The following is a 26,636-nucleotide window of genomic DNA, read 5'->3' as shown; positions in this document are numbered from 1 at the left end:
CCATGCAAGTCGGCGTTTTCGTGCCCATCAACAACAATGGCTGGCTGATTTCGGAGAACGCGCCGCAATACATGCCGTCGTTCGATCTCAACAAACAAATCGCGCAGTCGGCGGAGAAGCACGGGCTCGACTTCCTGCTCTCGATGATCAAGTTGCGTGGGTTCGGCGGCAAGACCGAGTTCTGGGAATATGGCTTGGAGAGCTTCACGCTGATGGCGGGGCTCGCCGCGGTGACCGAGAAGATCAAAATCTATGCGACCTGCCCGACGCTGGTCATCCCGCCCGCCTTCGCGGCGCGGATGTGCAACACGATCGATTCGATCAGCCATGGGCGGTTCGGGCTCAACCTGATCACCGGGTGGCAACGGCCCGAATACAGCCAGATGGGACTGTGGCCCGGCGACGAGCATTTCCGTAATCGTTACCAGATGTTGGACGAATATGCTCGCATCCTGCGCGAGCTGTGGGAAACCGGGCGGAGCGACTTCAAGGGCGACTATTACCAGATGGACGACTGCCTCGTCCGTCCCAAGCCCGAGGGCGACATGAAGATCATCTGCGCGGGCTCGTCGGACGAGGGGCTCGCCTTCTCGGCGAAATGGGCGGATTACGCCTTTTGCTTGGGGAAGGGCGTCAACACCCCGACCGCGTTCGCGTTCAACAACGAGCGGCTGGCCGAGGCAACCGCGAAGACCGGCCGCGACGTGTCGGTGTTCGTGCTCGTCATGATCATCGCCGCCGACACCGACGAGGAAGCGATGGCGCGGTGGCAGCACATCAACGCCGGAGTCGATGTCGACGCGATCAGCTGGCTCAAGGACCAGGGCGCCGCCGACAAGGTCAACGCCACCACCAACGTCCGCCAGCTCGCCGCGCCGGAAGGGGCGGTCAACATCAACATGGGGACTTTGGTCGGGAGTTACGCGAGCATCGCGCGGATGCTCGACGAAATGGCCGAGGTGCCGAACACCGGCGGCGTGCTGCTGACGTTCGACGATTTCGTGGCTGGCGTCGAGGATTTCGGGACGAAGATCCAGCCGTTGATGAAGAGTCGACCGAAATGATTATTCCATTCGCGATGATCATTGCGAACACCGCGTTTCCTGCGGCCACCGGCGTCGTTAAATGCGACCTCCCGGCGACCGCTAGTATGACGGATGTTATCGATGTCCTTTCTCATCGCGCTATCGATGCGGTCGATCGTGCCCGTAGCCGTGGATGGAAGGATGATTTTACGCTCGCCTCAGTGGTCGCCCCATCGGCCGATTTTAGTTTAGGCGGCGGGGACGTCGGGCGCCCGCTCGGAACAGGGGTTCAAGGACTGCGAGCGATGGCCCTTAATTTACGAGCAGATAGTTTTCGTTTCAGCACTTGGAGTGGAACGCCCCCACCGCCGGCGAACGCCTGTAGTGAGTGGAAAATGGATGTCGAATTCATCGACAGCAAATCGAGTGTCACGTCGACAATCAAATTTTCCTTTCGCGATGGCCGTATTGTGAGCGCTTCGGGCTGGAAGGGATTTTTCGCGGCTGGTCCGCTAAAGGAGATCGAGCGCTAGTCGCACTAAAACAATTCCCCCTGAGCCCCCCTCGGCGGCCTGAACAAATCGCTCCGCACCGCCAGCCGCTCCTTGTTCAGCCCATGCTTGCGGATCGCGATCTGGAAGCGCGTGCGGATCAACTCCGCCCACGGGCCTTGCCCCTTCATCCGGGTGAAGAAATCGGGGTCGTTGTCGCGGCCGCCGCGAATCTCCCGGATGATCGCCATCACCTTGCCCGCGCGGTCGGGGAAATGCGCGTCGAGCCACGCGCGGAACAGCGGCGCGACTTCGTGCGGCAGGCGGACGGGGAGGAAATTGATGCCCTTCGCCCCGCTTTCCGCCGCGCGCTCGACGATATGCTCGATCTCGTGGTCGGTGATCGCCGGGATCACCGGGGCGATCGACACGAACACCGGCACGCCGGCGTCGGCGAGCCGTCGCACCGCGGTCAGCCGGCGTTCGGGGTGCGGCGCGCGCGGCTCGACGGTGCGCGCGATTGTGCTGTCGAGCGACGTCACCGACACCGCCACCGCCGCCAGGCCCTTCGCCGCCATCGGCGCCAGCAGGTCGATGTCGCGCACGACGCGGTCGGACTTGGTCGTGATGGTCAGCGGGTGATTGGTCTCGGCCAGCACCTTGATGCACTCGCGCGTGATCTGCCAATGCCCTTCGATCGGCTGGTACGGATCGGTGTTGGTGCCGAACGCGATCGGCTTGCAGACATAGCCGCGCTTGCTCAGCTCCTCGCGCAGCAGCACCGGCGCGTTGGGCTTCGCGAACAGCTTGCTCTCGAAATCGAGCCCCGGCGACAGATCGTGATACGCGTGCGTCGGCCGCGCGAAGCAATAGATGCAGCCATGCTCGCACCCGCGATACGGATTGATCGATCGGTCGAACCCGATGTCAGGCGAGGCGTTGCGCGTGATGATCGTGCGCGGGGTTTCGACCGTCACCGTCGTCTTGAGTTTGGGCGGCGCGCCGTCGACGTCCTCCAGCGCGTCGAGCCAGTCGCCATCGGTCAGCCGTTCGGGCAGATTGAAGCGCGTGCTTTCACGATTGACCGTGGCGCCGCGGACGGGACGGGCTTTTGCCATTGCGGGAATGTGCCACGCGCTCTAGAACATAGCAAGAACATTGGAGACGGATATGGCGAAGCTCAACTATGTCGAACTGCCGGTGCAGAGCACAGAAACGACCAAGGCGTTCTTCGCGGCGGCGTTCGGCTGGGACTTCGCCGATTACGGCCCGACCTATGCCGCGACGCAGAGCGGTGAGACCGATCTGGGGCTACAGGGCGACCGCGCCGAATGGACCAGCGCGCCGTTGCCGGTGATTCAGGTCGACGATCTCGATGCGACGCTGGCGGCGGTGACGAGCGCGGGCGGGACGATCAGCCAGCCGATCTTCGCGTTCCCCGGTGGACGGCGCTTCCACTTCCGCGATCCCAACGGCAACGAACTTGCGGCGATGCAGCCCGCCGCCGAATAAAGGCTTGCGGGACGGCGGCGAAGCCAGCAGAAAAAGCGCTGAAACAACCGGGGGCGGTATGATGAAAAAGCGGTATTTCCTGTTGGGTTTGGGGCTGGCGCTCGGGACGCTCGCATCGTCCGTGCAGGCAAAGGACGACAAGCCGTGCGGCGCCAACATGGTGTGCGCGAGCGACCCGAACACGATTGTCGCCGCGCTGCAAAAGGCCGGGTACAAGGCGAAGCTGGGCAAGGACGGCGTCGGTGATCCGGAGATCGACAGCGCCGCGTCGGGCTATTCGTTTTCGATCTATTTCTACGATTGCGTCGAGCATAAGCAGTGCGCGGCGATCCAGTTCTACGTCAGCTTCGAAGCCGACCCGCAAAATACCGAGGCATTCGCGAACAAATGGAACACCGACAAACGCTTCCTCCGCGCGCGCGTCAACGACAAGAAGGAGCTGGTCTTCGACCATGACGTGTCGACGATCGGCGGGCTGAACCAGACCAATTTCGCCGACTTGCTCGAATGGATGGCGTCGGCGCTGAACGACGTGCGTGCGTACCTCAATCCGAAGAAATAGGGGTCAGCGCTCGGTCAGGCGCGGCATAAGCTCGACGAAATTGCAGGGGCGGAAGCGACTGTCGAGCTGGTCCTTGAGGATCAGCTCCCAGCCGTCCTTCACCGCGCCGGTCGAGCCGGGCAGCGCGAAGATGTAGGTGCCGCCGGCGACGCACGCGCACGCGCGCGACTGGATCGTCGAGGTGCCGATTTTCTCGTAGCTGAGCCAGCGGAACGCTTCGCCGAAACCGGGGATCATCTTTTCGGCCACCGCCTCGACCGCTTCGGGCGTGACGTCGCGCCCGGTCACGCCGGTGCCGCCGGTAGTGATGACGACATGGATTTCGGGGTCGGCGATCCAAAGGGCCAGCCGCTCGACGATCGCATCGATGCTGTCCCGTTCGATCGCGCGGTCCGCTAAAATGTGGCCCGCGGTAGTGATCCGTTCGACGAGCGTATCGCCCGATCTGTCCTCTGCGAGGCCGCGCGTGTCGGACACGGTCAGGACGGCAATGCGGACGGGCAGGAATTCGCGGGTTTCGTCGATCGCCACAAGCACCTCCGTTCGCCCTGAGCTGTCGAAGGGCGTGCCCTAGCACACGTGCTTCGACAAGCTCAGCACGAACGGCGGATTGAGGTGGTTACTTCGCCCCCGGAAACTTCGGCCACTTGCCCTGCGCGAGCGCCTCGCGGCTCGGCGAGGTGAGGCGGCCGTCCTTGGCCTCGTACATCCAGTAATTGCGCATCACCGTGGTCACGTAACCGCGCGTTTCCCAGTACGGGATCGATTCGATGTAGAGCAGCGGATCGCCGCCGTCCTTGACGATGGCGTTCCACGCGGTTACCGGTACCGGCCCGGCATTGTATGCCGCCATCACCTTGATCAGCGATCCGTTCGCGAAGCTTTGCGTGCTCAGCCGCTCGAGCGTGCGCTGACCCACCGCCATGTTGACCGATGGCGTGGCGAGCGCGCCGCGATCGACGGTGATGCCGCGCTCTCGCGCATAATCGATCGCCGCGGCGGGCATGATCTGCATCAGGCCGTACGCGCCGGCCGGGCTGATCACGGTGCGCTTGAAGCGCGATTCCTGGAGCGCGTGGGCGTAGACCAGCGCCTTGTCGACCTTCCACCCGCCGTCGGGCGCCCATTTCGGCGCCGGGAAGCGCGCGATCGTCGGCGGGCGCGTGCCTTGCGGGCAATTGTTGCCGAGCCACATCAACGTTTCGGGCAGGTCGAGCGTCTCGGTCAGGCGGACGAGCGAAGCGTATTCGGAGGCGGGCCCGATCTTGGCCTGCTGCTTGAGCACGTCGTCGGCCAGGTCGGTCTCGCCAATCTCGACCAGCGCAGCGGCGACGCGGACGTTGGGGCGGTTCTGCAATTTGTCCCAATCGGCGAGCATCAGCTCGTCGGAGACGCGCGGCTGTTCCTTGATGCCGAGCTGTTGCCGCGCGAGCATGCCGTAGAAGGTCTCGTCGAGCTGCGCCGCGTTCTTCAACCGCGCCTCGACCAATTGCGGGCGGGCGCACTTCATGTCGGCGCGTGCCGCCCAATATAGACCCGCCGCGCGCAGTTCGATGTCGCTCGCGCGCGCCGCGACCGCGACGAAAGCTTGCCCGGCGGCGGTGCAATCGCCCTGCCGCCACGCGGCGAGCCCGCCGACCCATTCGCCCTGGACCGCCCAGTCGCCGCTGCCGACACGCGCCTTCGCCGCCATCGTACGGGCGTTGTTGTCGTCGCCCTGCAGGAAATAGATCCACGCGACGCGCTGTTGCCATTCGGTCTGCGCTTCGGGAGTCAGGTTGGGCGTCGCTTCGAGCAACGCCTGCGCTTCGGCGCCCTTATCGTCCTTGATGAAGGGCTGCATCTTGAGCGCGAGCTCGGCGGCGACGAGATCGAGCTTGGTCGGCTTGGCGCGGCCGCGGGTGGACGCGCCGTTGACCCAGACCAGCTTTTGCGGGACCGGCAGCCCGGGGGCCACGATGCCGCGCGACGCCAGGATTTTCGCAATCGCCGGCGCTTCGGGCAGCTCGGGCGCGTTGGCCAGCACCGCGAGCAGCGGATCGTTCTCCACCTTGGGCGACCCCTTGGCGAGGTAGAGCTCGGCAGCGGCGATCGAGTGGAGCGGGCCGGGCTTCATCGCGGTCAGCTGGATCTGCGCGTCGGCCCAGCGTTGCTCGCGGATCGCCTTGAACACGGCGCGGTATCCATCGCGCTGACCGGAATCGAGTTGGGCGGGAATACCGCGGCTCATTGCGCCGGCGGCAGGAGGATCGCCCGCCGCCAACGCAGGCGCCGCCAGGATCGGGGTGAGCGCCGCCGCGGTGGCCGCCAGCAAATACGAAAATCTCACTCGAACCCCCCGATCAACATCTTCAGGTCTCTCCAGGCATCCGCCTTCGCCGCAGGCCGCTCCAGCAGGAAGCGCGGGTGAAAGCTCGCCACGACCTCACTTGTCCCGCCATCATGCTTAATGACGCGTAAACTTCCACGCGCATCCGCGACGTCCATCCCCGTGAGCGCACGGCTCGCCGCATTACCGAGCGCGAGCACGCGTTTCGGGGCGGCGAGCGAGAGATGATGGCGGATCAGTGTCGCCAATTGCTCGACCGTTTCGTCGCTCGCTCGCCCGGCGGGCGGGCGCTTCACCGACAGCGCGGTTAGATAAATGGATTGCCGATCGCGCCCGATCGCCGCGAGCATCGCGTCGAACAGCCGCCCGGCGCTGCCCGACAGCAGGGCGCCTGCGGCATCGTCCTCGCGGTCGGGCATGTCGGCGACGATCATCAATCCGCTCGCGGCATCGCCTTGCGTGGCGAGGGCCTGGCCCGGCCAGCCCGCCTCGGGGCCGGACACGGCTCGCCACGCGGCGAATTCGGCCAAGGTTTCGGGCAGCTTGATCGCTTCGACCGGGGCTTCGCGCACCGCGGCGGGCAGCTTGTCGGGCGACGGCATCCGCGCGAGCCAGTCACGCGGCCCATCATCGATCTCGCAATCGACCCCGGCGTCGCGCCACCATTCGAGCGCGCTGGCGACGCTCGCGCGCCAATCGTTATGCTGGTCAGCCCCCATGTGATCCCCATAGAGTCGATAGTTGACGGCGGGGTCAATTCGCGGGCACCGCTTCGGGGACAAACCGTTGCCGCCGCGCGATGACCGGCGGGCGTTGTTGAATGGGGCATTAGCCCTCGGGAGGAAGTGATGAGCGAACGCGAGTCGATGCCGTACGACGTGGTGATCGTCGGCGCGGGTCCGGCGGGGCTGTCGGCGGCGATCCGGCTGAAGCAACTGGCAGCGGAAAAGGGCGGCGACATCGCGGTTTGCGTGCTCGAAAAGGGGTCGGAGGTCGGCGCACATATCCTGTCGGGCGCGGTGATCGATCCACGCAGCCTCGACGACCTGATCCCCGATTGGCGCGAGAAGGGCTGTCCGCTCGCCGAAGTGCCGGTCAACGACAATCAGCACTGGATCCTGACGAAGAAAAAGCGATTCTCGATGCCGCATCTCTTCACCCCCGGCTTCATGCACAACAAGGGCACCTACACCGGCAGCCTGGGCAATCTGTGCCGCTGGCTGGCGGGGCAAGCCGAAGAACTGGGGGTCGAGATCTTCCCGGGCTTCGCGGCGGCGGAAGTGCTCTACAACGACGACGGCAGCGTGAAGGGCGTCGCGACCGGCGACATGGGCGTAGCGCGCGACGGCAGCCACAAGTCCGATTATCAGCCAGGGCTAGAGCTCCACGCCAAATACACCTTCTTCTCGGAGGGTGCGCGCGGGCACCTGACGCGCCAGCTCGTCGACCGCTTCAACCTGCGTGCCGACTGCGAGCCGCAGGTCTATGGCCTCGGCATCAAGGAATTGTGGGACATCAAGCCGGAGAACCATGCGGCCGGCCGCGTCATCCACACGCAGGGCTGGCCGCTCAGCGAGACCGGGTCGAACGGCGGGGGGTTCCTGTACCATCAGGCCAATGGGCAGGTCGCGCTCGGTTACGTAACGTGGCTCAATTATTCGAACCCCTACCTGTCGCCGTTCCAGGAGATGCAGCGCTGGAAAACGCATCCGGCGATCGCGTCGATCCTCGAGGGCGGCAAGCGCGTCTCGTATGGCGCGCGCGCCATTTCTGACGGCGGGTATCAGTCGGTGCCCAAGCTCGTCATGCCCGGCGCCGCGTTGATCGGTGACTGTGCCGGGTTCCTCAACGTCCCGCGGATCAAGGGCACGCACACCGCGATGATGTCCGGCATCATGGCCGCGCACGCCGCGTACGATGCGGTGCTTAGCCAGCGCCAGTCCGACGAGCTGGTCGCCTATACCGAGGCGTACGACCAGAGCTGGGTCAAGAAGGAGCTGTCGGTCGTCCGCAACGTGCTCCCGCTCGTCGAGAAGTTCGGCGAGGGGTTCGGCACGATCCTGGCGGGCATAAACATGTGGCTCGAAAGCTGGGGCATCCGCATGCCCTTCACGATGAAGCACCATCCCGACCACCAGAGCCTGTGGCGCAAGGATCAGGTCCAGCCGATCGCCTATCCCAAGCCCGACGGCGTGTTGACGTTCGACCGGCTGTCGTCGGTGTTCATCTCGAACACCAACCATGAGGAGGATCAGCCGGTCCATTTGACGCTGGGCAATCCTGACATTCCGGTCGAATACGACCTGCCGATGTATGACGAGCCGGCGCAGCGGTACTGCCCGGCGGGGGTGTACGAGATCGTCGGCGAAGAAGAGGGCAACCCGAAGTTCGTGATCAACGCGCAAAACTGCGTCCACTGCAAAACGTGCGACATCAAGGACCCGACACAGAACATCGTCTGGGTGGTTCCCGAGGGCGGCGGCGGGCCTAATTACCCCAACATGTGACGCTAGGTGACGATCACCGAACTCGCCCCGGCCAAGATCAACCTCGCGCTCCACGTCCGCGCGCGGCGGCCGGATGGCTATCATGAGATCGAGACTTTGTTCGCGTTCTGTCGCGACGGCGACGCCGTGACGGTCGCCGAGGCGGCGAGCGATAGTTTCACCATAACCGGCCCGTTCGCCGATGCGTTGATCGGCCAGGGCAACCTCGTCATCGCCGCGCGCGATGCTTTCGCCGCGCGATTCGGCACGCTCCGGCCGCTCGCGATCACGCTCGACAAGCAGCTTCCCGTGGCCTCGGGGATCGGCGGCGGATCGGCCGATGCCGCCGCGATGCTTCGCGCGCTGGCGCGAATGCGGGGGGTCGGGATCGACGAGATGGCGGAGATCGCGCTCGCGCTCGGGTCCGACGTGCCGGCCTGCCTCGCGGGCGAGAGCGCCTATGGCCGGGGCAGAGGTGAACAACTCACTCCCGCCGAGGGACTGACAGGCCGCCCGGTCCTGTTGGTCAATCCGGGCGTCGCTGTCTCGACCGCCGCGGTGTTCGCCGGCTGGGACGGCGTCGATCGCGGGCCGCTGGAGCCGGACGCGGTGAGCCGCAACGATCTCGAGGCTGCCGCGCGCACGATCGCGCCGGTCATCGGGAACGTGCTAGCGATCCTCGCCGCGCATCCCGGCGTCACGCTCGCGCGGATGTCCGGCTCGGGCGCGACGTGTTTCGCACTGTTCGACAGCGAGGAAACGCGCGCCGACGCGCATGCCGGGATCGCGCTGGGTCATCCCGATTGGTGGTGCCTTGAAACCACCTTCACGTAATAGTCTTGCGCCAAACGGCCTTCCCGCGACATAGGCGATCGCGCCATGACCAATCGCTTCGACAAATCGAACCTTCCCAGCCGCCACGTCTCGGTCGGCCCGGAACGCGCCCCCCACCGCAGCTATTACTACGCGATGGGGCTGACAGAGGAGGAAATCGCCCGCCCGTTCGTCGCACTCGCCAGCGCGGGGAACGACAGCGCGCCGTGCAACACGTTGCTCGACGTCCAGGCCGATGCAGCGCGCGCGGGCGTCCAGCAAAACGGCGGAATGCCGCGCCGCTTCAACACGATCACCGTTACCGACGGGATCGCGATGGGGCATCAGGGAATGAAGTCCAGCCTCGTCAGCCGCGAGGTCATCGCCGATTCGGTCGAACTCAGCGTGCGTGGCCATTGCTACGACGCGCTCGTCGGGTTCGCAGGATGCGACAAGTCGCTGCCCGGCATGATGATGGCGATGCTCCGCCTCAATATCCCGTCGATCTTCGTCTATGGCGGGTCGATCCTGCCGGGGCGGTTCCATGACAAGGACATCACCGTCGTCGACGTGTTCGAAGTGGTCGGCAAGTTCGCCGCCGGCACCTGCCCGATCAGCGAGCTCCACGCGATGGAAAAGGTCGCGTGCCCCGGTCACGGTGCTTGCGGCGGCCAGTTTACCGCCAACACGATGGCGTGTGTGGGCGAGGCGATCGGATTATCCTTGCCGAACAGCAATATGGTGCCCGCTCCTTACAGCACGCGCGAACAGATCGCAGTTGCCGCGGGGCATCAGGTGATGGAATTGCTCGAGCGCAACCTGCGCCCGCGCGACATATGCACCCGCGCCGCCTTCATCAACGCCGCGCGCGTCGTTGCGGCGACCGGGGGCTCGACCAACGCCGCGCTGCACTTGCCGGCGATGGCGAGCGAGGCGGGAATCGACTTCGACCTGTTCGACGTCGCGGAAGCGTTCAGGTCGACCCCGTACATCGCCAACCTCAAGCCCGGCGGGCAATATGTCGCGAAGGATATGTACGAGGCGGGCGGCGTCTACATGCTGATGAAGACGATGCTCGATAACGGCCTGCTCGACGGCGAGTGCCTGACCGTGACGGGCCGCACGTTGGGCGAGAATATCGCCGAAGTTACGTGGAACCCCAATCAGAAGGTCATTCATGACGTCAAGACGCCGCTGAGCCCGACCGGCGGCGTCGTAGGCTTGCGCGGCTCGCTCGCGCCTGATGGGGCGATCGTCAAGGTGGCGGGCATGCACCGATTGCAATTCGAGGGTCCGGCGCGGTGCTTCGATTGCGAGGAAGATGCCTTCGCGGCGGTCGAGGCGCGGGCGATCAACGAAGGTGAGGTCGTGGTTATCCGCTACGAAGGACCCAAGGGTGGCCCCGGTATGCGCGAGATGCTCTCGACCACGGCGGCGCTCTACGGGCTCGGCATGGGCGAGAAGGTCGCACTGATCACCGACGGCCGCTTCTCGGGTGCTACGCGGGGGTTCTGTATCGGCCATGTCGGGCCCGAAGCCGCCGACGGCGGGCCGATCGCGCTGATCGAGGATGGCGACACGATCCGCATCGACGCCGAAGCCGGAACGATCGACCTCGACGTGCCCGCCGATGTACTCACCGCGCGCCGCGCAGCGTGGACGCCTCGCGTGAACGACTATCAATCGGGCGCGTTGTGGCGCTATGCCCGCAATGTCGGTCCCGCGTTGCAAGGCGCCGTCACCCATCCCGGGGCCGCGGCGGAGACGCACGTCTATGCGGATATCTAGCGCGTTCCTGCTGGCTTTCGCGCTCGCCGCGTGCGGCCAGCAGGCGACCCCGGCCGAAACGCTCGAGAACAGCATCGCCGGTCCGACCGCCGACGACCGCATCGAATGCGCGACCGGCGCGGGGACGTTCGCGCGCGATTGCACCGTCGAGCGGACGCAATCGGCCGAGGGACTGGTCCTGACGGTGCGCCGCCCGGACAACGGTTTCCATCGTCTGCTGATCGTCAACGACGGCCGCGGCGTTATCGCCGCCGACGGCGCGGAGAGCGCCCAGGTCAGCCTGTTGGGCGACGGCCGCATCGAGGTAGCGATCGGCGGCGACCGCTATCGCCTGCCCGCGACGGTGAAGGCCAAGGCAGCCAAGTGACACCGATCGACGGCCAGCCGATCCTGACCGCGGCCGAGATGCGCGCGGCGGAGGAACGCGCGATTGCGGCCGGATCAAGCGTCGAGGATCTGATGGAACGGGCCGGGGCGGGCGTCGCGGAGGCCGTACGGCGGCTGACGGCGGGTGCGCCCGTGCTGGTGCTGTGCGGACCGGGCAACAACGGCGGCGATGGCTATGCCGCGGCACGCATCCTGAAAGCGAACGGCGTCCCCGTGCGGGTTACCTCTTGCGCGGACCCGAGGAGCGCGGCGGCGGTCGCGGCGCGTCAAGCGTTCGCGGGAGAAGTCGAGAGTATCGATCGCGCGGACGGCGCGCCGGTCGTGGTGGATGCGCTGTTCGGGACGGGATTGTCGCGCCCGCTCGATCCATCATCGCAGCAAGCGCTGGCGCGACTGACCGGCGGTGCGCGGCTATCGTTTGCCGTGGATTTGCCGAGCGGCATCACGACCGACGATGGCGCGCTGCTCGGCCACGTACCGCATATCGACATTACGCTCGCGCTTGGTGCGCTGAAGCCGGCGCACCTGCTGCAGCCCGCCGCAGCGATGTGTGGCGCAGTGCGCCTGGTCGATATCGGCCTGAAGCATGTCACGAGCGATTGCCGCGCCCTGGCTCGCCCCGACCTCGGACCGCCGCCGGTCGATGCGCACAAATATTCGCGCGGCCTGGTGGCGATCGTCGGCGGCGAGATGCCCGGTGCAGGCGCGCTGGCGGCCGAGGCGGCGATGCGCGCCGGGACGGGATATGTGCTGCTGTTCGACGATCAGGGAAGCGCAGGCGCGCCCCACGCGCTGGTGCGCCGGAAATGGTCGGTGGCTGCGCTGCGCAAGGCGCTCGACGGCAAGAAGGCGGCGGCGATCGTCGTCGGGCCGGGGCTGGGCCGCGGGAAGGACGCCGAGCGCAAGCTCGACGCCGCGATTGCGATCGCGGTGCCGCTGGTGATCGACGGTGACGCGCTTCACCTGCTCGACAAGGATCGGCTGGCCGCCCTCGGCAAGCGCACGGGCGGCACGGTCCTCACGCCGCATGTCGGGGAGTTCAAGGCGGCGTTCGGCGAATATGCAGGCAGCAAGATCGAAGCGACACGCCGAGCCGCGGCGAAATCGGGCGCGACCGTCGTGTTCAAGGGTCCGGACACGGTCATCGCGACGCCCACAGGCCAAGCGGTTGTTGCGCCCGCCGCGAGCAGCTGGCTGTCGACCGCCGGCACCGGCGATGTGCTCGCCGGCGCCGTTGGGGTGATGCTCGCGGCGGGCGAAGGACCAGAGGCCGCGATATGGCTCCATGGAGAGGCTGCTCGGCGGCTGGGCGGGGCGTTTATCGCCGACGACCTCGCGCGCGAGCTCGGCGCGGTGCGAGCGTCGCTGTGAGTCCGGATATGATCGTCCGCGTCGCCGCGCGCGGCGATGGCGTCACCGCGGACGGACGTCACGCTGCGCTCGCCGCACCAGGGGATACCCTCAACCCCGACGGTTCGCTCACGCCCGGCCCCCACCATCAAGTGCCGCCGTGCCGGCATTTCCCGATCTGCGGCGGGTGCCAGCTCCAGCACCTCGACGACGCCAGCCATGCGGGCTTCATCGTCGACCGCATCGCGAGCGCGCTCGCGGCGCATGATCTGGCGACCGAGATTCGCCCGCCGTTGTTGTCGCCGCCGCGCACGCGCCGCCGCGCGACGCTCCATGCCGAGGCCAAGGGCGGGCGCGTGCGGATCGGTTTTACCGAGGCGGGCAGCCATGCGCTCGTCGATATCCAGGAATGCCATATCCTCGCGCCCGAACTGTTCGCGCTTGTCGCGCCGTTGCGCGCATTGCTCGCCAGGATCGGGTTCAGGCGCCGCGCCGACATCCAGCTGACGTCGTGTGACCAGGGGGTCGACGTGCTGATCGGGGCAGGCGCCGAAGGGCTGGAGGCGGCCGAAGCGATCAACGATTTCTGCCTGGAGCACCGCATCGCGCGCTTCGCGACCGACGACGGCATCGGCCCCGAGACTCGCTGGGAGCCCGAGCCGGCGACGGTGACGCTGGGCGGCGTCCCGGTACCGTTCCCGCACGGCAGCTTCCTCCAGGCCACGCGCGAGGGCGAGGCGGCGTTGATCGCCGCGGTGCGCGAGGCGGTCGGCGCCCCGGCCACGATCGCGGACTTGTTCGCAGGCCTCGGTACCTTCGCGCTCTCGCTGGCCCCCGCCAAGGTCTATGCGGCGGAAGCGGGTCGCAACGCCATTCTGTCGCTCAAGGGCGCGGCGGCGATCGCGGGACGACCGGTGTTCGCGGAACATCGCGACTTGTACCGCCGGCCGCTGACCACCACGGAACTGGATCGCTTCGGTGCCATCGTGCTCGATCCACCGCGGTCGGGCGCGCGGGAACAGGTAGCGAACCTGGCCAGGTGCAAGGTACTGGCCATCGCCTATGTGTCGTGCAACCCAAGCAGTTTCGCGCGCGATGCTCAGATGTTGTGCGAAGGTGGGTACCGGGTCGACTGGATCCAGCCGGTCGGCCAGTTCCGCTGGTCGACGCATGTCGAGCTGGCCGCGCGGTTCAGCCGTCAGGGGTAATCGGCGCGCACGAAATAGAGGCCATCGGGCGGCGCGTTGAAGCCCAGCGCCGTGCGATCCGCCGCTTCCAACGCCGCCTTGAGGTCCGCTTTCGACCATTTGCCCTGGCCGACCATTGCCAGGCATCCAACCATCGACCGCACCTGGTGGTGAAGGAACGACCGCGCCGAGACGAACACGCTGATCCGCTCGCCGTCCCCCACGACCTCAAGCCGGTCGAGCGTCCGCAAGGGGCTGTCTGCCTGGCAATGCGCCGAACGGAAGGTCGTGAAGTCGTGCCTGCCCACCAACACGCGGGCCGCATCCGCCATCGCATCTGCGTCGAGTTCCTGCGGCACGCGCCACGCCAGCCCGGTTTCCCACGTCAGCGGCGCCCGGCGCGTGACGATGCGGTACTCGTAATGCCGCGCGACGCACGAGAAGCGCGCGTGCCAGTTGTCCGCCACCGCCTCGCACGCCAGCACCGCGACCGGATCGGGCCGCAATCGCGCGTTGAGCGCTTCCGTCAGCCGGAACGGCGTGATCGGCCGCGCAACATCGAGGTGCGCGCGCATGCCGAGCGCATGCACCCCCGCATCGGTACGCCCGGCTGCATGCACCGCGACCGTCTCGCCGGTGATCTCGTGCGCCGCGCGCTCGACTGCCGCCTGCACGCTCGGCCCGTGATCCTGCCGCTGCCAGCCCATGAATGGGCGGCCGTCATATTCGACCGTCAGCGCGAACCGAGTCACAATTGCGTGCCGGAGGGCACGGAAAACCCTCGCAAAAGCTCGTCTGACGTCATGACGCCTCGACCCGCGCGCTGGACGAGCGTGGGACGGATCGCGTCGGTGCCGCAAGCGATCGTCAGCCCGTCGAGCACGCATCCCGGCGTGCCAATGTCGTCCGTTACGTCGGCAGCCAGGACGCGGATGCGTTCGCCGTCCCATTCGAAGAATGCCCCCGGCGGATTGAACGCGCGCACCTGGCGCTCGACCTGCTCGGCAGGCCGCGTGAAGTCGAGCCGAAGCTCGGCCTTGTCGACCTTGTTGGCGTAGGTCGTGCCGTTGTCTGGCTGCGGGGTGGGAGGACAGGCGGCAAGGTCGTCGAGCACCTGCCCCATCAATCGCGCGCCCATTGCGCTCAACTCGGTGGTCAATTCGCCCGCGGTCTTGCGCTTGATAGCGGTGCGATCCTCGAGCAGCACGGGTCCCGTATCGAGACCCGCCTCCATCTGCATGATGCACACGCCAGTCTCGGCATCGCCCGCCAGGATGGCGCGCTGGATCGGAGCGGCGCCACGCCAGCGCGGCAACAAGGAGGCGTGGACGTTGAGGCAGCCATGCCTGGGCGTGTCAAGCACCGCCTGCGGCAGGATCAAGCCATAGGCCGCGACCACCGCGACATCGGGGGCCAGCGCCGCGAATTCCGCCTGTGCGCCCGCATCGCGCAGCGTCCGCGGCGTCCGCACCCCGATCCCCAGCGCCTCGGCCCGCGCCTGCACCGGTGACGCCACCAATTCGCGTCCGCGCCGCCCGCCAGGTCGCGGCGGCTGGCTGTACGCCGCCACGACGTCGTGCCCGCCCGCGACCAGCGCCTCCAGCACCGGAACGGCAAAATCGGGGGTGCCCATGAAGACGATCCGCATGAGCGCGCTCATCGCCGCTTGGCATGGGGGCAGGCAACCCCCTATCTGTTCCGCCATGGCATCGCAGGAAATCGAGGCGCTGACGCAAGCGCTGGCGCGACTCCCCGGACTGGGCCCGCGATCGGCGCGGCGCGCGGTGCTGCACTTGCTCAAAAAGCGCGAGGCGGCGATGGGACCGCTGCTGGCGGCGCTGGAGGCGGTCGACCAGCAGCTCGCGACGTGCTCTACCTGCGGCAATATCGATACCAGCGACCCGTGCGCGGTGTGCGCCGACCCGCGCCGCGACCAGCGCAGCCTGTGCGTGGTCGAGGAAGTGGCGGATTTGTGGGCGCTCGAGCGCTCGCGGCTGTTTCCGGGGCGCTATCATGTGCTCGGCGGGCGACTGTCGGCGTTGGACGGCGTGCGGCCCGAGGATCTCGGAATCGCGCGCCTGGTACAACGGGTCGAGGGCGGCGGGATCGATGAGGTCGTGCTGGCGATGAATGCGACGCTCGAGGGGCAGACCACCGCGCATTACATCGCCGAGCGGATCGAGCGGTTTCCGGTGCGGCTCACCCAGCTCGCGCACGGCCTGCCGGTCGGCGGCGAGCTCGATTATCTCGACGAGGGCACGCTGGCGCAGGCGATGCGCGCGCGGCGCCCTGTGGTGTAGCCACATACAAATGGCGCTTGCTTGACGTAGCGCGGGGCCTTTTCTAGCTGACCCGCCATGACCTTGCTCACGATCCTCGAAGTTCCCGATCCCGGCCTGCGCGCCATCGCCGCGCCGGTGGACACGATCGACGAGGGCGTCCGCGCGACCGTCGCCGACATGTTCGAGACGATGTACGACGCGCGGGGCATCGGCCTCGCCGCGACGCAGGTGGGAATCGAGCGCCGCATCTTCGTGATGGACTTGCAGGAGCCGGAAGAGGAGGGCGGCGATCCCGTCCGGCAGCCAATGGTATTCATTAACCCCGAAATACTGTCGGTTAGCGACGAAACCTCAACCTACAACGAAGGTTGCCTGTCGATCCCCGAGCAATATGCCGAGGTCGAGCGCCCGGCGCGATGCCGCGTCAAATGGCAGGATGCCGACGGGAAGGCGCACGAAGAGGACATGGACGGGCTGAGGGCGACGTGCGTCCAGCACGAGATCGATCATCTGAACGGCGTGCTGTTCACCGATCATATTAGCAAGCTGAAGCGAGACATGCTGATGAAGAAGCTCGCGAAGCTGCGGAAGGCGGCTTGAGGTCAAGTCGCTTGGCGCGACGCAAAACCCTCTATCCTAAGCTCATCGTTCGATCTATGTTCCGCGGATGACCGGAGCCATTCTCGCCGCGCTGGGTGCGCTCGCCATCGGTGTGCTCGTCGGATGGCTGCTCGCCTCGCGGCATGGCGTCGCCGAGCTCGCCGCGGCCAAGGTGCACGCCGACCAGTACGATCTAACACGAATGTCGCTGATCGAGGTCACGCGCGAGCGCGACGAAGCGATGCGCGCGCTCGACAGCCACAAGGCGGCGTCGGCCGAGCGCGAGGCGGCGTTCGAGGCGCGGCTGGCCGAACTGGTCGCGGCGAAGGAAGCGCTGGGGCGGCAGTTCGCCGAGGTCGGACAAAAGCTGTTGGACGAGGCACAGGCCAAGTTCCTCCAGCGCGCGGACGAACGATTCAAACAGTCCGAAGCGACGAGCGGGCAGAATCTCAAGGCCTTGCTGCAACCCGTTCACGAACGGCTCGAACGATACGAACAGGGGGTCGCGAAGGTCGAAGCGGAGCGGCGCGACGCGTTCGGTGACCTCAAGGGCCAGATCGAATCGATGCGCGTCGGGAGCGAATCGGTCCGTGCCGAAGCATCCAAGCTGGTCAATGCACTGCGCAACGCGCCCAAGGCGCGCGGTCGCTGGGGCGAGCAACAACTACGCAACGTGCTCGAAAGCTGCGGATTGTCCGACGTGGCCGACTTCCGCGCCGAAGTATCGGTCGACGACGGCGCGGGTGGGCGGCTGCGCCCCGACGTGATCATCCGCGTGCCCGGCGGCAATTCGCTGGTGATCGACGCCAAGGTGTCGCTCAACGATTACCAGGACGCGTTCGGCGCGATCGACGATGCCGAGCGCGCCGCGGGGCTCGTCCGCCACGCCGCGTCGATGCGCGCGCACGTCAACGCGCTCGGTGCCAAGGCGTATTGGAGCCAGTTCGACGACGCGCCCGATTACGTCATCATGTTCGTGCCGGGCGAGCATTTCCTGTCGGCGGCATTGGAGCAGGACCCGGCACTGTGGGACTTCGCATTCGACCGGCGCGTGTTGCTCGCGACGCCGACCAATTTGATCGCGATCGCGCGCACGGTCGCGGCGGTGTGGCGGCAGGAGAAGCTCGCCGGCGAGGCGCGCGAGATCGCCGAGCTGGGCAAGGAATTATACGCGCGGCTCGCGGTGATGGGCGGCCATGTCGCCAAGCTGGGGCGAAACATCGGGCTCGCCAACGATGCGTATAATGCGTTCGTCGGCAGCCTGGAGACTCAGGTGCTGACGCAAGCGAAGCGCTTCGAGGATTACAACATCGACACCGCCGGCCGCTCGATCGAATCGCCCCCGATCGTCGAGCAGACGCCGCGCCCGCTGGTGAAGCTTGCGTCGGTGAGTGAGATAGCGGATCGTAGCGCGGAAGGTTGAGTCGTCGGAGTATTGGGCGATGCGGTTGGCAATGGCGGGTCGATGGATCCTCGCGAGTGCGGCGCTGGCGATCGCGCTGCCAGCCGTCGGGCAAGCGGTCCGGCAATTACCCCCGGGCACGCCGGCCAATCGTCCGCCCTCCAACGATGATCGCGACGCCGCCAAGGGCTCACGCATACCGCCCACCGTCGACGCGAAATACGACGCCGGGATGGCGGCGATCCGGGCGAAAAATCCCGGTGCCGCGGTTGAATTGATGCGTCCCGTACTCGCCGATTTCGAACGCCGATATGCGGACGAAAAGCGCCAGATCTATTGCGCGGTGACGCCCGAACAGTCGTCCGCCTATCTCGCCGACGCCGCCAGGGCCAAGCGTGCGGCAGTCGCGATCGACGCCGGCTGGTGCCGCGCGCAATATGTCACCGGCTACGCGCTGATCGATCTCCAGCGATTGCCCGAAGCCGAGACCGCTTTCACCCGCCTGATCGGCTTCGCGCCGCAGAATTCGCGGTATCTCAACGAGCTCGGCTACATTTTGATGAAGCAGAAGAAGTGGAAGGAATCGCTCGACGCCTATCGTCGGTCGGAAGCCGCCGCCGACCTGACCCCCGGGCGCGTGACGGAGGAACGGTGCCTCGCGCTGAAGGGAATCGGCTATAATTTGGTCGAACTCGGCGATCTCGACGCGGCCGAAGCCGCGTATCGCAAGTGTCTCAACATCAACCCGCAGGACAGTGATTCGCCGCGCGAGCTCGAATATATCGCGCAGCAGCGCAAACTGACGGTGTAACCTTCAGGCGCGCGCCCGGGCCAGCACTTCGTAAGCCATCACGGCCGTGGCTACCGCGGCATTGAGGCTGTCGGCCTTGCCCAACATCGGCATCTTCACCAGCAAGTCGCATTCGGCTTCGTAGGCATCGGGCAAGCCCTGCGCTTCGTTGCCCGTCAACAGGAAGGTCGGGGCCTGGTACGCTGCGTCGCGGTAATGGCTGTCGGTCTGCAGGCTCAGGCCGACGAGCTGGCCGGGCCCGGACCGCAGCCAGGGTACGAATTCGTCCCATCGCGCCTGTGCGATCGGCACGGTGAACAGCGCGCCCATGCTCGCACGCACCGCCTCGACCGAAAACGGGTCGACGCAATCGTCGATCAGGATCAGCCCGCCCGCGCCGACCGCGTCGCCGGTGCGCAGGATCGTGCCGAGATTGCCCGGATCGCGCAGCCGTTCGGCGACCAGCCAGATCGGCGACGCGGTGCGGTCGAGCTCGCCGAGCGGCGTGGTGAATTCGGGGAACACGCCGACCACCGCCTGCGCATTGTCCTTGCCCGACAGCTTGGAGAGGATGTCGTGGCTGGTCTGGATCGCCTCGCCGCCGTCGCCTTCGACCGCCGCGATCAATTCGGCCGCCAGCGGGTGGGGCGCGCCCTCCGCCGTGAAGAACAGATACTCGGGCAAGCGCCCGGCCTCGCGCGCCTCGGTCAGGATGCGCAGCCCCTCGGCGAGGAACAGTCCCTCGGCGCGGCGGTGCTTCTTGTCGCGCAACGAGCGGACGCGCTTGACGAGCGTGTTGGAAAAGGCGGTGATCTCGCGGGGCATCGGCGCGCGTCTATCGGCTCACGACACCGCAACCCAGGCGATGTTGGTCCAGGGCTGGACGTAGAATTCGCCGTCGTTAGCGCCCTGTACGACGACGCCCAATTCGTCGACCGCGATGATCGCGCGTTCGTTGGGGATCTTTTGCCCGGCGGTGCAGATCCGCACCATCAGCACATTGTTGTTGTCCGCCAGCGCCTGGCGCAGCATTTCGAGCATGGCAGTTTCTCCCGGTCGCGCACGCGGCTCAATCCTCGCCGAACTTGGCTTCGACCAATTCGCACAAGGCGCCGACCGTCGCTTCGGCGCCGTCGCCCTCGGCGCTGATCGTGATCGTGTCGCCCATCGCGGCGCCGAGCATCATCAGCCCCATGATCGACGTGCCGGTGACGCCGGGGCCGTCCTTGACCACCATCACCTCGACCGGCTGGGTCGAGGCGAGCGTCACGAACTTGGCGGAGGCACGGGCATGGAGGCCGCGCTTGTTGGTAATCTGGACCGATCGGGTGACCGGCATCAGGCCGCGGCCTCGCCGAGCGCTTCGGACGCGACCGCGATATATTTGCGGCCAGCCTCGCGCGCCGCGACCACCGCGTCGAGCACCTTCATCGTCTTGCGCGCCGAAGCGAGGCGGATCAGCATCGGCAGGTTGATCCCCGCGATCACCTCGACCCGCCCGCGCTCGAGCAGCGAGATCGCGAGGTTCGACGGCGTGCCCCCGAACAGGTCGGTCAGCAGAATCACGCCCTTGCCGACCTCGACCTTGGCGATCGCGGCGGCGATGTCGGCGCGGCGCGCCTCCATGTCGTCGTCGGGGCCGATCGCGATCGCCTCGACCTGCGTCTGCGGGCCGACGACATGCTCCATCGCGGTCACGAATTCGGACGCCAACCGCCCGTGCGTCACCAATACCAGCCCGATCATGCTCTGCTTGCTATCCCAAATCGCATCGCGGCGCACCTTCCAGCGAATCCTGCGGCGCCGCCCCCAAATCACGATGCGTGACCGTGGGCGAAAACCCAGCGTCGCGCAACCGCCCAGCGACCCGCTCCGCGACGTGCACCGAACGATGTCTCCCACCGGTACAACCGAACGCGATGGTCACGTACGCCTTGCCCTCGGCGCGGTAGCGCGGGAGGAGGAGAAGCAGCAGGTCTTCGATCCGCGTCATGGCGGCATCGTACGCCGGATCGGCGGCGACATAGGCCGCGACATCCGCGTCGAGCCCGGTCCCGCCGCGCAAGTCCTCGTCCCAATGCGGATTGCGCAGGAAGCGCATGTCGAACACCAGGTCGGCGTTGCGGGGCACGCCACGCGCGAACCCGAACGACATCACGCCGAGCGTCGGCTCACCGAACCCCTCGGTCCCGAACGTCTCGCGCACCTGCTGCGCCAGTTCGTTCGCGGCGAGGTCGGTCGTGTCGATCAGCCGGTTGGCCCAGCGTCGGAGCGGCGCGAGCAATTCGCGTTCGCGCGCGATGCCGTCGCTCGCCGGGCGGTCGAGCGCGAGCGGATGGCGGCGGCGCGTTTCGGAGAAACGGCGTTCGAGCTCGGACCCGGAGCAATCGAGGAACAGCGTGCCGATGTCGTGGCCGTGATCGTCGCGCAGTTTCTTGATCCGCTTGACGATCCGCTCGGGGTCGAAATCGCGAGTCCGCGCATCGATGCCGAGTGCTAGCGGGCGCTGGTCGTCCTCGGCGCCTTCCGCAGGCGGTGACCCGAGCAAGCGGTCGAGCAGGCGCAGCGGCAGATTGTCGACCGTTTCCCACCCCAGATCCTCGAGCGTCTTGAGCACGGTCGATTTGCCCGCGCCCGACAGGCCCGTGACGAGCAGGATTTCCTTGGCATCGGTCATGTCGCCGCTCCGCACAGGTGCTTCAGTGCCAGTTCGACCTTGATCGGCGCCGAGGCGGACCGCGCGTCGATCGCGACCGAGCGGATGCCGACCCCCGCGATCCGCCGCACGTCTTCCCCCATCGGCAGGCGTTCGGGGGCGTCGGAGAGGCGAACGGCCAGCGCCACTGGGGCGCTGTCGGTATGCGGTAGCGGAACGATACCCAGTCCGCGAATCTCGATCCGACCCGCGATCGTGGCTGGGGCCGATGCGACGAGTGCTCCCTCGACGCGAGTCAGCAGCGTGTAATCGTCGCTGATCAACGTCGCGCCGCGGTCGATCAGCCGCAGCGCCAGGTCCGACTTGCCCATTCCCGACGCACCCTCGATCAGCACCGCGCGGCCGCCGATCGCGACGCTGGAGACGTGGAGTGTTTCGGATGAGGGGAGGGCGATGACGGGCGTCCTTACCGATAGGGGGCGAGCGGCAGGCGGACCACGAACCGCGCGCCGCTCAGCCGGTCCTCGCGCGATTCCACCACGATGCTGCCTTGATGCCCCTCGACGATGGTGCGCGCAATGGCGAGGCCGAGCCCCGAATGCTTGCCGAATTCCTCGGTTGCGGGGCGAATCGACTGGAAGCGGTTGAACACCGACTCGCGCGCTTCGACCGGGACGCCGGGGCCTTCGTCCTCGATCCGCACGACCATTTCGCTGCCGTCGATCGCCGTGCCGACCGCGATCAAGCCGTTGTCGGGCGAAAACGAAACGGCGTTCTCGAACAGATTCTCGAACACACGTTCCAGCCGCGCGCCTTCGCCCATCACCGACGCCCGCCCGCGGATTTGGTTGTCGAATCTGAAGCGCACGCCGCGTTCGATTCCGCGGTCGTTGCGCTGTGCGATCAGCCCGTCGAGCATCGCCGCCACATCGACCTCGTCGAACTTGGCGCGGCTGAGCTGCGCATCGAGCCGCGACGCCTCGGCGATGTCGGTGATCAGCCGGTCGAGCCGCTGCACGTCGTCACGCAGGATCGCCAGCAACCGCTCGCGTAACGCCGGGTCCTTGACGGATCCGAGGCTTTCGAGCGCCGACCGCATCGACGCGAGCGGGTTCTTCATCTCATGCGCGACATCGGCGGCGAAGGCTTCGGTCGCGTCGATCCGTGCGCGCAACGCCTGGCTCATGTCGGAGAGCGCGCGCGCGAGGCTGCCGATCTCGTCGCGGCGCGAGGGCAGGCGAGGAACCACGACTTCGCGTGCTCGTCCCAGCCGGACCCGCACCGCCGCGCGCGCCAGCCGCCGCAACGGCCGCACGATCGTTCGCGCGAGGAACAACGACAGGAAGATCGAAACCAGCGCGACGATCGCCAGCACGACGCTCAGCCGAAACCGCTCGCTGCGCACCGTCTGGGTGATGTCGCGCGCGTTGGCGGTGGTCATCACGACCTCGCCGTCGCCGAGCGCGGCCGCCGCGGTGATCACCGGGGTGCGGTCGGGCGCGCGCCAGATCGTGGCGGGCGCGGTCGGAGTCGTGCGCGCGGTCCGCACGTCGGGCCATTCGCCGCCGGCGCGGCGCTCGCGATAGAGCGGCGCGCGCGGCGCGTTGACGACGGTGTCGATCATCGCATCGAGGAACCGCGCGGCTTGCAGCTGCCACCCTTGCGTGGTCGGGTCGATCAGCTGGACGTTGCGCAGTCCCATCGCACGCGTGTCGCCCGCTAGCGTGCCGTCGGGCTTGAACAGGCGGATGCGCGTGCCGGTGTCGCGCGCCAGTTGCAGCGCAAGCGCGGCACGATGCTCGGGTGAGGCCGCATTCATCGCAGCGGCGATCAGCCGGACCTCGCGACTCGCCTGCGCGCCGCGTGCGTCGAGGATTCGGCTGCGGTACGAATCGAGATAGAAGAAACCGCCCGCGAGCATCGCCAGCGCGAAGATGTTGAGCGCGAGGATACGGGTGGTCAGCGAAATCCGTCCCGACCAGCGCAGCGACAGGTCGCGACCGGCACCGTCCTCGCCGCCGGGGTCAATCCTCCGAAAAACGGTAGCCAGCGCCATATAATGTTTCGATTGCGTCGAAATCGCCGTCGACCTCACGGAACTTGCGGCGGACGCGCTTGATGTGGCTGTCGATCGTGCGGTCGTCGACGTAGATGTCGTCCTGATACGCCGCATCCATCAACTGGTTGCGCGTCTTGACCACGCCCGGGCGCTGCGCGAGCGCTTCCAGGATCAGGAATTCCGTGACGGTCAGCGTGACGTTGTCGCCGCCCCACGTCACGCGATGCCGCGCCGGGTCCATCTGCAGCCGGCCGCGATCGATCAGCGCTTCGGCGGTGCTTTCGTCGCCATTGGCGCTCGCCTGGCTGGCTTCGGTGCGGCGCAGGATCGCGCGGATGCGCGCGATCAGCAGGCGCTGGCTGAACGGCTTGGCGATGTAATCGTCGGCGCCCATCGCGAGGCCGAGCGCTTCGTCGAGCTCGTCGTCCTTGCTGGTCAGGAAGATCACCGGAATCTGGCTCTTCTCGCGCAGCCGGCGGAGCAGTTCGAGCCCGTCCATGCGCGGCATCTTGACGTCGAAGATCGCGAGGTCGGGCGGATTGTCGATCAATGCCTTCAGCGCTGTTTCGCCGTCCGAATATACTCGGGTGAGGAATCCTTCGGTCTGCAGCGCTATCGACACGGAGGTGAGGATGTTGCGGTCGTCGTCGACGAGGGCGATCGTGGCCGTCATGCCCGCGTGGGTAGAGGAAAGCCGGCACGCGCTCAATGGGCGGTTTGACGGCGATAGGGCGCGGGGATATGGGCGCGGGCAATCGCCTGCATACGTATGCAGCGCCATCATCCAGCCGTGAGGAATTCTATCGTGAGTGAGCGTATTCCGGACGCCGGGCTCGAATCGCAGGGCATCGAAACGCGCGCCGACCTGCACTGGAACCTGGTGACTGCGCGGCTGGTCGACGCCGCCGTGCGCCGCGGCGAGGGCAAGCTCAGCGCCGACGGTCCGCTGGTCGTCGAGACCGGCCGGCACACCGGCCGCTCGGCGCAGGACAAGTTTACCGTCCGCGACGCGGAAACCGAAAACACCGTGTGGTGGGGCAAGTCGAACAAGGCGATGTCGCCCGAGCATTTCGCCGCGCTCAAGCGCGATTTCATGGCGGCGCTGAACGACAAGGAAGACCTATATATCCAGGACCTGTTCGGCGGATCGCAGCCGGAGCACCGCGTTCGGGTCCGCGTCGTCACCGAACTGGCGTGGCATAACCTGTTCATCCGGACGATGCTGGTCCGTCCCGAGGCGCGCGAGCTCAAGGGGTTCGTGCCGGAATATACGATCATCGACCTGCCGAGCTTCCACGCCGATCCCGAAAAGCACGGCACGCGCAGCGAAACGGTGATCGCGGTCAATTTCACCGAAAAGCTGATCCTGATCGGCGGGACGCGCTACGCCGGCGAGATGAAGAAGTCGGTGTTCGGCCTGCTCAACTACCTGTTGCCGCTGACCGGCGTGATGCCGATGCATTGCTCGGCCAACATGGCGCACGACGGCAGCAATACCGCAGTGTTCTTCGGCCTGTCGGGCACCGGCAAGACGACGCTCTCCGCCGATGCCAGCCGCACGTTGATCGGCGACGACGAGCATGGCTGGTCGGACGAAGCGGTCTTCAATTTCGAGGGCGGTTGCTACGCCAAGATGATCCGCCTGTCGGAAGAGGCCGAGCCGGAGATTTTCGCGACCACGAAGCGCTTCGGCACCGTGCTCGAGAATGTCGTGATGGACCCGGTCACGCGGGTGCTCGACCTTGACGATCACACGCTCGCGGAGAACAGCCGCGGCGCGTATCCGATCGATTTCATCCCCAATTCGAGCCCCGATAACATGGGGCCCGTGCCCAACAACGTCGTAATGCTGACCGCCGACGCGTATGGCGTGCTGCCGCCGATCGCGAAGCTGACGCCCGACCAGGCGATGTACCACTTCCTGTCGGGCTACACCGCGCGCGTCGCGGGGACGGAGATCGGCGTGACCGAGCCCGACGCGACTTTCTCGACGTGCTTCGGCGCGCCGTTCATGCCGCGGCACCCGTCGGTGTACGGCAATCTGCTCAAGGAGCGGATCGCCAAGGGCGGGGTCGATTGCTGGCTGGTCAACACCGGTTGGACCGGCGGCAAGTACGGCGTCGGCAACCGCATGCCGATCAAGGCGACGCGTGCGCTGCTCAACGCCGCGCTCGACGGCAGCTTGAACAATGCGACGTTCCGCACCGATCCGAATTTCGGGTTCCAGGTGCCGGTCGCAGTGAAGGGGGTCGACGCCGCGATCCTCGATCCGCGCGAGACCTGGGCGGACAAGGCCGAATACGACGCCACCGCGGCGAAACTGGTCGATTTGTTCGTCGAGAATTTCGCGCAATTCGCGGACCATGTCGACGAGGGCGTGCGACAATCAGCGCCCCGAACCCCCGCCACCGCGTAATTCGGCCCGTCAGGAAGTCGGGCCTCTCCAATTGGAAGCCCGACCAATGACCGACCATAAGATCCGTTTCTTCGCCGACGCCGCCGCCGTCCGCCATGTGGGGGAGGGGTTGCTCGCGCGCACGCTGCCCAAAGCGGAATGGACGCATGAGGCGCACCTAGCCTCGTGCCTGTGGCTGCTCGTCGAGCGCCCAGAGATCGATCCCGAGCGGGAGCTACGTTCGATCATTTCGCGCTACAACGAGTCCGTCGGCGGCGTGAACGACGAGACGCAGGGCTATCATCACACGATCACGATGGTCTTCGTCGCCGGCGTTCGCGGCTTTCTTGCCCGCACCGACCCCGCGCTACCGTTGGCGGCAAAGGTCAACGCGCTGCTGGCCTCGCCCGAAGGCCGCCGTGACTGGCCGCTGACGCTCTATTCGCGCGACCGCTTGTTCTCGGTGGCGGCCAGGACGGGCCATATCGCGCCCGACCGCTCTTCCTAGCCCGCCCGCATCGG

General features: G+C 66.7%; 30 protein-coding genes. 16 read left to right on the top strand and 14 right to left on the bottom strand.

Annotated features, from left to right (window positions below; translation table 11 throughout):
* Positions 1-2: 2 nt before the first annotated feature.
* Both rutA and E7773_RS06620 read left to right on the top strand, forming a co-directional pair.
* Positions 3-1,064 carry a pyrimidine utilization protein A gene (gene rutA, locus E7773_RS06625; protein ID WP_293989717.1) on the top strand — a complete coding sequence of 354 codons (1,062 nt, stop codon included), beginning with the start codon at positions 3-5 and terminating at the stop codon, positions 1,062-1,064.
* On the top strand, positions 1,061-1,558 hold the full coding sequence (locus tag E7773_RS06620; RefSeq protein WP_293989715.1) for a hypothetical protein: 498 nt from the start codon (positions 1,061-1,063) through the stop codon (positions 1,556-1,558). The genes rutA and E7773_RS06620 overlap by 4 nt, the downstream gene beginning before the upstream one ends.
* A 5-nt stretch (positions 1,559-1,563) precedes the next feature.
* Here E7773_RS06620 and E7773_RS06615 read toward each other — a convergent pair whose 3' ends face one another.
* Positions 1,564-2,634 (bottom strand): PA0069 family radical SAM protein, encoded by a 1,071-nt coding sequence (locus tag E7773_RS06615; RefSeq protein ID WP_293989713.1) that lies wholly within the window; start codon positions 2,632-2,634, stop codon positions 1,564-1,566.
* Between the two features lie 52 nt (positions 2,635-2,686).
* Here E7773_RS06615 and E7773_RS06610 point away from each other — a divergent pair, with 52 nt between their 5' ends.
* Both E7773_RS06610 and E7773_RS06605 read left to right on the top strand, forming a co-directional pair.
* On the top strand, positions 2,687-3,028 hold the full coding sequence (locus E7773_RS06610) for a VOC family protein (RefSeq protein ID WP_293989710.1): 342 nt from the start codon (positions 2,687-2,689) through the stop codon (positions 3,026-3,028).
* Between the two features lie 58 nt (positions 3,029-3,086).
* Positions 3,087-3,590, top strand: a complete 504-nt coding sequence (locus tag E7773_RS06605; protein ID WP_293989707.1) for a YbjN domain-containing protein — start codon at positions 3,087-3,089, stop codon at positions 3,588-3,590.
* 3 nt (positions 3,591-3,593) lie between these two features.
* On the opposite strand, the gene moaB is transcribed toward E7773_RS06605, so the two are convergent.
* From moaB to E7773_RS06590, 3 genes are all read right to left on the bottom strand, one after another.
* The gene (gene moaB, locus E7773_RS06600) at positions 3,594-4,121 is read right to left on the bottom strand and encodes a molybdenum cofactor biosynthesis protein B (protein WP_293989704.1); all 528 of its coding nucleotides are present in this window, start codon (positions 4,119-4,121) and stop codon (positions 3,594-3,596) included.
* Positions 4,122-4,209: 88 nt separating this feature from the next.
* Positions 4,210-5,919, bottom strand: a complete 1,710-nt coding sequence (locus E7773_RS06595; protein WP_293989701.1) for a lytic transglycosylase domain-containing protein — start codon at positions 5,917-5,919, stop codon at positions 4,210-4,212.
* A complete protein-coding gene (locus E7773_RS06590) occupies positions 5,916-6,638 on the bottom strand; it encodes a uracil-DNA glycosylase (RefSeq protein ID WP_293989698.1) in 723 nt (240 codons plus the stop codon). Before E7773_RS06590 ends, E7773_RS06595 begins: the two co-directional genes overlap by 4 nt.
* Positions 6,639-6,767: 129 nt before the next feature.
* Here E7773_RS06590 and E7773_RS06585 point away from each other — a divergent pair, with 129 nt between their 5' ends.
* From E7773_RS06585 to E7773_RS06560, 6 genes are read left to right on the top strand one after another with little or no spacing between them, the layout of a single operon-like run.
* Positions 6,768-8,426: an electron transfer flavoprotein-ubiquinone oxidoreductase gene (locus tag E7773_RS06585; RefSeq protein ID WP_293989695.1), complete on the top strand. Its 1,659-nt coding sequence runs from the start codon at positions 6,768-6,770 to the stop codon at positions 8,424-8,426.
* Between the two features lie 6 nt (positions 8,427-8,432).
* On the top strand, positions 8,433-9,239 hold the full coding sequence (locus tag E7773_RS06580; protein ID WP_293989693.1) for a 4-(cytidine 5'-diphospho)-2-C-methyl-D-erythritol kinase: 807 nt from the start codon (positions 8,433-8,435) through the stop codon (positions 9,237-9,239).
* A gap of 45 nt (positions 9,240-9,284) precedes the next feature.
* Positions 9,285-11,006, top strand: coding sequence for a dihydroxy-acid dehydratase (gene ilvD, locus E7773_RS06575; RefSeq protein WP_293989691.1), 1,722 nt, complete (start codon positions 9,285-9,287; stop codon positions 11,004-11,006).
* Positions 10,993-11,373, top strand: coding sequence for a hypothetical protein (locus E7773_RS06570; protein ID WP_293989688.1), 381 nt, complete (start codon positions 10,993-10,995; stop codon positions 11,371-11,373). The genes ilvD and E7773_RS06570 overlap by 14 nt, the downstream gene beginning before the upstream one ends.
* Positions 11,370-12,764, top strand: a complete 1,395-nt coding sequence (locus tag E7773_RS06565) for an NAD(P)H-hydrate dehydratase (protein WP_293989686.1) — start codon at positions 11,370-11,372, stop codon at positions 12,762-12,764. The genes E7773_RS06570 and E7773_RS06565 overlap by 4 nt, the downstream gene beginning before the upstream one ends.
* A gap of 8 nt (positions 12,765-12,772) precedes the next feature.
* Complete coding sequence (locus tag E7773_RS06560; protein WP_293989684.1) at positions 12,773-13,951, top strand: class I SAM-dependent RNA methyltransferase; 1,179 nt, start codon at positions 12,773-12,775, stop codon at positions 13,949-13,951.
* Here the strand turns inward: E7773_RS06560 and truA are convergent.
* Together truA and fmt are read right to left on the bottom strand one after the other, a co-directional pair.
* Positions 13,942-14,682 carry a tRNA pseudouridine(38-40) synthase TruA gene (gene truA / locus E7773_RS06555; RefSeq protein ID WP_293989681.1) on the bottom strand — a complete coding sequence of 247 codons (741 nt, stop codon included), beginning with the start codon at positions 14,680-14,682 and terminating at the stop codon, positions 13,942-13,944. The two genes, E7773_RS06560 and truA, sit on opposite strands and share 10 nt — an antisense overlap.
* Positions 14,679-15,578, bottom strand: a complete 900-nt coding sequence (gene fmt, locus E7773_RS06550; RefSeq protein WP_293990005.1) for a methionyl-tRNA formyltransferase — start codon at positions 15,576-15,578, stop codon at positions 14,679-14,681. Before fmt ends, truA begins: the two co-directional genes overlap by 4 nt.
* A 55-nt stretch (positions 15,579-15,633) precedes the next feature.
* Between fmt and recR the strand changes: the two genes are divergently transcribed.
* The 4 genes from recR (at position 15,634) to E7773_RS06530 (ending at position 19,025) form a co-directional block, all read left to right on the top strand.
* Positions 15,634-16,230: a recombination mediator RecR gene (recR, locus tag E7773_RS06545; RefSeq protein WP_293989678.1), complete on the top strand. Its 597-nt coding sequence runs from the start codon at positions 15,634-15,636 to the stop codon at positions 16,228-16,230.
* A gap of 57 nt (positions 16,231-16,287) precedes the next feature.
* Positions 16,288-16,812, top strand: a complete 525-nt coding sequence (gene def, locus E7773_RS06540; protein ID WP_293989676.1) for a peptide deformylase — start codon at positions 16,288-16,290, stop codon at positions 16,810-16,812.
* Positions 16,813-16,879: 67 nt separating this feature from the next.
* Positions 16,880-18,235, top strand: coding sequence for a DNA recombination protein RmuC (rmuC, locus tag E7773_RS06535; protein ID WP_293989674.1), 1,356 nt, complete (start codon positions 16,880-16,882; stop codon positions 18,233-18,235).
* Positions 18,236-18,266: 31 nt separating this feature from the next.
* Positions 18,267-19,025, top strand: a complete 759-nt coding sequence (locus E7773_RS06530; protein ID WP_293989671.1) for a tetratricopeptide repeat protein — start codon at positions 18,267-18,269, stop codon at positions 19,023-19,025.
* A gap of 3 nt (positions 19,026-19,028) precedes the next feature.
* On the opposite strand, the gene E7773_RS06525 is transcribed toward E7773_RS06530, so the two are convergent.
* The 8 genes from E7773_RS06525 to E7773_RS06490 are packed head-to-tail and all read right to left on the bottom strand — an operon-like array spanning position 19,029 to position 24,392.
* Positions 19,029-19,829 carry an RNA methyltransferase gene (locus E7773_RS06525; protein WP_293989668.1) on the bottom strand — a complete coding sequence of 267 codons (801 nt, stop codon included), beginning with the start codon at positions 19,827-19,829 and terminating at the stop codon, positions 19,029-19,031.
* Between the two features lie 18 nt (positions 19,830-19,847).
* Positions 19,848-20,045, bottom strand: a complete 198-nt coding sequence (locus E7773_RS06520) for a hypothetical protein (RefSeq protein WP_293989665.1) — start codon at positions 20,043-20,045, stop codon at positions 19,848-19,850.
* 28 nt (positions 20,046-20,073) lie between these two features.
* The gene (locus tag E7773_RS06515; protein WP_293989662.1) at positions 20,074-20,343 is read right to left on the bottom strand and encodes an HPr family phosphocarrier protein; all 270 of its coding nucleotides are present in this window, start codon (positions 20,341-20,343) and stop codon (positions 20,074-20,076) included.
* Positions 20,343-20,750 carry a PTS sugar transporter subunit IIA gene (locus E7773_RS06510; protein ID WP_293989659.1) on the bottom strand — a complete coding sequence of 136 codons (408 nt, stop codon included), beginning with the start codon at positions 20,748-20,750 and terminating at the stop codon, positions 20,343-20,345. The genes E7773_RS06515 and E7773_RS06510 overlap by 1 nt, the downstream gene beginning before the upstream one ends.
* A gap of 10 nt (positions 20,751-20,760) precedes the next feature.
* Positions 20,761-21,681, bottom strand: a complete 921-nt coding sequence (gene rapZ / locus E7773_RS06505; protein WP_293989657.1) for an RNase adapter RapZ — start codon at positions 21,679-21,681, stop codon at positions 20,761-20,763.
* The gene (locus E7773_RS06500; protein WP_293990004.1) at positions 21,678-22,115 is read right to left on the bottom strand and encodes an HPr kinase/phosphatase C-terminal domain-containing protein; all 438 of its coding nucleotides are present in this window, start codon (positions 22,113-22,115) and stop codon (positions 21,678-21,680) included. The genes rapZ and E7773_RS06500 overlap by 4 nt, the downstream gene beginning before the upstream one ends.
* An 11-nt stretch (positions 22,116-22,126) precedes the next feature.
* Positions 22,127-23,716, bottom strand: coding sequence for a stimulus-sensing domain-containing protein (locus tag E7773_RS06495; protein WP_293989655.1), 1,590 nt, complete (start codon positions 23,714-23,716; stop codon positions 22,127-22,129).
* Complete coding sequence (locus E7773_RS06490; RefSeq protein WP_293989652.1) at positions 23,685-24,392, bottom strand: response regulator transcription factor; 708 nt, start codon at positions 24,390-24,392, stop codon at positions 23,685-23,687. Before E7773_RS06490 ends, E7773_RS06495 begins: the two co-directional genes overlap by 32 nt.
* A 132-nt stretch (positions 24,393-24,524) precedes the next feature.
* Between E7773_RS06490 and E7773_RS06485 the strand changes: the two genes are divergently transcribed.
* Together E7773_RS06485 and E7773_RS06480 are read left to right on the top strand one after the other, a co-directional pair.
* Complete coding sequence (locus E7773_RS06485; protein WP_293989649.1) at positions 24,525-26,135, top strand: phosphoenolpyruvate carboxykinase; 1,611 nt, start codon at positions 24,525-24,527, stop codon at positions 26,133-26,135.
* 46 nt (positions 26,136-26,181) lie between these two features.
* A complete protein-coding gene (locus E7773_RS06480) occupies positions 26,182-26,622 on the top strand; it encodes a hypothetical protein (protein ID WP_293989646.1) in 441 nt (146 codons plus the stop codon).
* The last annotated feature ends 14 nt before the right edge of the window (positions 26,623-26,636 follow it).

It is taken from the genome of Sphingomonas sp. (assembly GCF_004799495.1).
GTDB lineage: Bacteria > Pseudomonadota > Alphaproteobacteria > Sphingomonadales > Sphingomonadaceae > Sphingomonas.
This window is presented reverse-complemented; position numbering and strand designations above follow the sequence as displayed.

What these genes read in the sequence shown, in the direction of transcription:
- E7773_RS06560 (WP_293989684.1), top strand. Translation starts at nt 12,773, where the DNA reads ATGATCGTCCGCGTCGCCGCGCGCGGCGATGGCGTCACCGCGGACGGA.
- rapZ (WP_293989657.1), bottom strand. Translation starts at nt 21,681, where the DNA reads ATGACCGATGCCAAGGAAATCCTGCTCGTCACGGGCCTGTCGGGCGCG.
- rmuC (WP_293989674.1), top strand. Translation starts at nt 16,880, where the DNA reads ATGACCGGAGCCATTCTCGCCGCGCTGGGTGCGCTCGCCATCGGTGTG.
- E7773_RS06530 (WP_293989671.1), top strand. Translation starts at nt 18,267, where the DNA reads ATGGCGGGTCGATGGATCCTCGCGAGTGCGGCGCTGGCGATCGCGCTG.
- E7773_RS06480 (WP_293989646.1), top strand. Translation starts at nt 26,182, where the DNA reads ATGACCGACCATAAGATCCGTTTCTTCGCCGACGCCGCCGCCGTCCGC.
- E7773_RS06610 (WP_293989710.1), top strand. Translation starts at nt 2,687, where the DNA reads ATGGCGAAGCTCAACTATGTCGAACTGCCGGTGCAGAGCACAGAAACG.
- rutA (WP_293989717.1), top strand. Translation starts at nt 3, where the DNA reads ATGCAAGTCGGCGTTTTCGTGCCCATCAACAACAATGGCTGGCTGATT.
- recR (WP_293989678.1), top strand. Translation starts at nt 15,634, where the DNA reads ATGGCATCGCAGGAAATCGAGGCGCTGACGCAAGCGCTGGCGCGACTC.
- E7773_RS06605 (WP_293989707.1), top strand. Translation starts at nt 3,087, where the DNA reads ATGATGAAAAAGCGGTATTTCCTGTTGGGTTTGGGGCTGGCGCTCGGG.
- E7773_RS06590 (WP_293989698.1), bottom strand. Translation starts at nt 6,638, where the DNA reads ATGGGGGCTGACCAGCATAACGATTGGCGCGCGAGCGTCGCCAGCGCG.
- E7773_RS06490 (WP_293989652.1), bottom strand. Translation starts at nt 24,392, where the DNA reads ATGACGGCCACGATCGCCCTCGTCGACGACGACCGCAACATCCTCACC.
- E7773_RS06585 (WP_293989695.1), top strand. Translation starts at nt 6,768, where the DNA reads ATGAGCGAACGCGAGTCGATGCCGTACGACGTGGTGATCGTCGGCGCG.
- E7773_RS06495 (WP_293989655.1), bottom strand. Translation starts at nt 23,716, where the DNA reads ATGGCGCTGGCTACCGTTTTTCGGAGGATTGACCCCGGCGGCGAGGAC.
- E7773_RS06510 (WP_293989659.1), bottom strand. Translation starts at nt 20,750, where the DNA reads ATGATCGGGCTGGTATTGGTGACGCACGGGCGGTTGGCGTCCGAATTC.
- E7773_RS06520 (WP_293989665.1), bottom strand. Translation starts at nt 20,045, where the DNA reads ATGCTCGAAATGCTGCGCCAGGCGCTGGCGGACAACAACAATGTGCTG.
- E7773_RS06620 (WP_293989715.1), top strand. Translation starts at nt 1,061, where the DNA reads ATGATTATTCCATTCGCGATGATCATTGCGAACACCGCGTTTCCTGCG.
- def (WP_293989676.1), top strand. Translation starts at nt 16,288, where the DNA reads ATGACCTTGCTCACGATCCTCGAAGTTCCCGATCCCGGCCTGCGCGCC.
- E7773_RS06525 (WP_293989668.1), bottom strand. Translation starts at nt 19,829, where the DNA reads ATGCCCCGCGAGATCACCGCCTTTTCCAACACGCTCGTCAAGCGCGTC.
- ilvD (WP_293989691.1), top strand. Translation starts at nt 9,285, where the DNA reads ATGACCAATCGCTTCGACAAATCGAACCTTCCCAGCCGCCACGTCTCG.
- fmt (WP_293990005.1), bottom strand. Translation starts at nt 15,578, where the DNA reads ATGCGGATCGTCTTCATGGGCACCCCCGATTTTGCCGTTCCGGTGCTG.
- E7773_RS06570 (WP_293989688.1), top strand. Translation starts at nt 10,993, where the DNA reads ATGCGGATATCTAGCGCGTTCCTGCTGGCTTTCGCGCTCGCCGCGTGC.
- E7773_RS06615 (WP_293989713.1), bottom strand. Translation starts at nt 2,634, where the DNA reads ATGGCAAAAGCCCGTCCCGTCCGCGGCGCCACGGTCAATCGTGAAAGC.
- E7773_RS06515 (WP_293989662.1), bottom strand. Translation starts at nt 20,343, where the DNA reads ATGCCGGTCACCCGATCGGTCCAGATTACCAACAAGCGCGGCCTCCAT.